At 37.0% G+C, this 3,826-nt stretch carries 3 protein-coding genes; all 3 read right to left on the reverse strand.

What is annotated here, in order from left to right:
* Nucleotides 1-38: 38 nt before the first annotated feature.
* Nucleotides 39-827, reverse strand: a complete 789-nt coding sequence (locus AB1444_05935; GenBank protein ID MEW6526195.1) for an AMP nucleosidase — start codon at nucleotides 825-827, stop codon at nucleotides 39-41.
* A 74-nt stretch (nucleotides 828-901) separates the two neighbouring features.
* Nucleotides 902-1,864: a TIGR01212 family radical SAM protein gene (locus AB1444_05940; protein MEW6526196.1), complete on the reverse strand. Its 963-nt coding sequence runs from the start codon at nucleotides 1,862-1,864 to the stop codon at nucleotides 902-904.
* The gene (locus AB1444_05945) at nucleotides 1,833-3,500 is read right to left on the reverse strand and encodes an N-acetylmuramoyl-L-alanine amidase (protein ID MEW6526197.1); all 1,668 of its coding nucleotides are present in this window, start codon (nucleotides 3,498-3,500) and stop codon (nucleotides 1,833-1,835) included. The genes AB1444_05940 and AB1444_05945 overlap by 32 nt, the downstream gene beginning before the upstream one ends.
* Nucleotides 3,501-3,826: the final 326 nt, after the last annotated feature.

Consider the following 3,826-nt stretch of genomic DNA (forward strand, 5'->3'; position numbering starts at 1 on the left):
AATATAACACGCCAATAATTCCTCAGTCAAGGAATTAATTACCATTCACTTCGTAATCTGGTAATACCTTCACCACTTTTTTCCTGAATGCTCTCAATTACTTTTATACCTAATTGTAAATGTTTCTGGGTAAAAGCATTGAATACTAAACTTGCACTTTCCTTGCTTTTAATACCACCTTTTTTCAAGGGTAAATCTGAAATAAGCATAATTGCTCCAATAGGAACATTCATTGCATATGCTACTGCAAACAGGGTTGCTATCTCCATATCTATTGCTAAAATTCTGTGTTTTAAGATATAATCAATAAATTCATTATCAAATTCCCACATACGGTAATCAGTAGTAAGCATTATGCCAGTCTTGGGTGCAACACCAGTTTCCTTAGTAATAACTTTTTCACAAATTCTGTTAATCCAGAAACTTGGCTGTGCAGGAACATCTTTTGGTATATAGTGAATGCTTGTACCTTCATCCCGAACACTTGCTGTAGGGATTAAAAAATCGCCAACTTGTAGATTATCATCAATCCCACCACACATCCCTAACATGATCACCGTCTGTATATTATCCAGATAAGATAAACAATGAACAACAATACCTGCTGATGGTGAACCAACACCAAAATTTATAATGGATATATTGCGTTCACGACTATGTGCACAGCTCCAGTAACCCGCACTGACTTTTGCACCTGTCATTACAGCAAAATCATCAACATATCGTTGAAAATTGCATAAAATGATATATTCACCAAAATCATCAATTGAAGAGCCAGTATACCGTTCCAGCGTTGAACGCGCATAGGTGTCAGGACGCAAATTCATAATGTTTTCTCCCGTAGAATAAAATGTAAATATTGAATACAACAAGCTTCAATTATAAAGCAACCATAAAATTATCAGTAACTATCGCACAAAAACCCCTGAAAGGTACCACGCCGCAGCAATTCATCCTCTATGGCTTTCAGCACTGTTCCCTTATGCAAGCCCCACGCAGGAGCAATTAACATATCTTTGGGCTGGTCGCCAAGCAGGCGGTGAATGATGATATCACCCCTCAGGCGTTCTATAAAATCACACACATACGATACATACTGTTTAAATGATAATAATGGGACCTTGCCGTTGGCATACAATGCTTCAAGTGGTGTATTTTTTATAACATGAAGATGATGTATCTTAACACCCTGTACCGAAAGCCTGTTAATTTCAATTGCTGTTGACATCATATCATCCCAGCTTTCACCAGGTATGCCCAGAATAACATGGACACAAATCGGAATGCCTCGCTTTGATGCTCTTGTGATTGCATCCACTGTTTGTGCATGGGTGTGACCGCGCTGTAAAAAATGCAAACTTTTATCATGCATGCTCTGCATGCCAATCTCAAGCCACAACTCAAAATTTTCTTTTTTATAGCTGGCTATCAAATCCAGCACATCATCAGGCAGGCAATCAGGGCGAGTACCAATCATAAGCCCCACCACATTGGGGAATGCTAAAGCAGTATCATATAATTTTTTTAAAACATCGACCGTGGCATAGGTATTGGTAAAAGCCTGAAAATATGCAATATATCGCGGGGTATACATACCACGATTAAATCCATCAACAGCGGTCTGCATCTGCTGGTGAATTGACATGGCTCCTGTTGCAGTTGGTGATGCCGACCCTTCAGAACAAAAAATACATCCACAACTACCAACTGTGCCATCGCGATTAGGGCATCCCAGATTGGCATTGATAGATAGTTTCAAGATTTTTACATTGAATGTATGATACAGATAATCGCCAAAGAAATGGTATGGCTTACCATACCATGTTCCATGTTTATAATGATTTATTTCTTTCTTTTGGAGCACAATATGAATTCTTTAAATACATCTGATTTTGATATCTCCATGGGTCAAGCTTTGCAATTGAAACACGCTTGACACTTTTAACATTACCTTTTGCTGTAAGCTGTACTATGTATATACCTTCTTGTGTAGGTTTTTCAAATCTTTTTTTACCAACCTTAATTTTTGTTTGTACAAACTGGCTTGTAATTTTTTTCAACAATGCTTCATCACACTGCAAAGCATTGAATAGTGCTTCCTGTGGAGTCATATTTTTTTCAATCACCACCAGAACAGGCCTGGTAATGCCTGAAGCCAAAGGAATAACCATTGTATCGGGGGCCGGATACCTGGGTGCAGTTGATTTTTGCTCAATTACTTCATTCAACCCTTTATACTCAGCACGGTATGCTTTGCGCAATTCATAAAAAACGGGTGATCTGCTTACCAGGCTTATTGCCTTTCGCATAGTATAGCGTGCACGTTTGACCTTCCCCTTTTTTTTCAGGGCTATAGCTTTTGTATATAACTCCTTTGAACGTTCAATACGATATTTCATATCCTGTATATTTTCTATAATTGCAGCATCAGTAATAGGATCACACTCTTTAAGTAACAGCGATAATACATGAACACCTTTGTCAGTATCATTATGGGAAATGTAATAACAGGCAATGCGTGATAATTTTAGTAATAGCAGATTCCTGGATGGATTAACAGTGTCAACAATCCGTGGTCCCCAGAAGCCAGCAATATCAATGCCAAATGTCAGTGCAATGGTTTCAAGAATTGCATCATAGTGTGATTGCGCAATGAGCTTTTGATATTCAGGGTTATTCAATATTTTTTCATCATCCGGATTTGATATAAATCCTGATTCAAAGATAACAGATATGGGATAATTGACAAAATAGGTAAACCGGTCATCTGCAACCGTACCATAATTCCAGCTGTTAACATGCAAATTATATGTCAAAAGCTTTTCCTTAACTTTGCTTGCAACCCTATACGAAAACCCGCTGGCATCAAACTTATTATACAGCGTTAAAAACCCTTTATGCTCTTCCCGGATATGGGTAAGATATGCTTTCCCATTACTGTACGTAATGTGTATGCCTTTTACATTTGCAAGCCCATACGCTTTGAATATTGAAGCCGTATTATTAAGATGTTCAGAAATAACCAGTGCAGCCTTAGCATTTTTTGCCAGTTCCACCGTTTCCCTGAAAGTTATATTATTATACGTATCAGTCTTCCCTTCAAGGGCATCAATATAATCTCGTGTACTGACAACTTCAATATATGGATTTTTCTTTAAAAGATTGTAGAGTTGGCGTGAAAGTGCAAGTGAATAATATTCCTCCGGCAAGCCTGTACAGCTCAAGCGCCCTGTTTTTTCACCTTCCCATTTGCCATCGTCATCAATGCCATGTGCAGGATCAAAAAATATAACTATCTTTTCACCATTTTTCACCCGGCTCTGCAGATTATCATATAAATTATCAATAAACTGCAGCATCTGCTGCAATGCATCTGAATATTCCTTATTTTGCTCTTCCTGTATGATTGCAGTGATACTATCAGGCTGCCCAGCAAAGGCAACGGAACTGGCGTAAATGCAGATAAAACAAAACACTATAATCAAAATTTTATTTTTCATTAAAAACTTGTCCTATCCAAGCTATATTTATAATTTCGAACATACAGGGCATTTTATTAAATTGATTCCCAAACATTTTACTACTGCAAGTCTTTTTTATATTGTTTTTAAAAAACTATCTTTACTACCCATTACAATGAGCAACGTTAAAAGAATAGTAAAATTTCAATTTTTATATTGACACAAACATAATCATGAGTATATACTTTAAAACAATTAAAATTGGGCGATAGTTACTATGCAAGCACTTTTGGTGTAATAAAAGCCATGATTTAATGGAGGTCAATGTGAAAAAAATAATTGTTATGATAATTACCCTGCTTACC

The sequence above is a fragment of the Spirochaetota bacterium genome (genome assembly GCA_040756435.1).
Lineage (GTDB): Bacteria > Spirochaetota > UBA4802 > UBA4802 > UB4802 > UBA4802.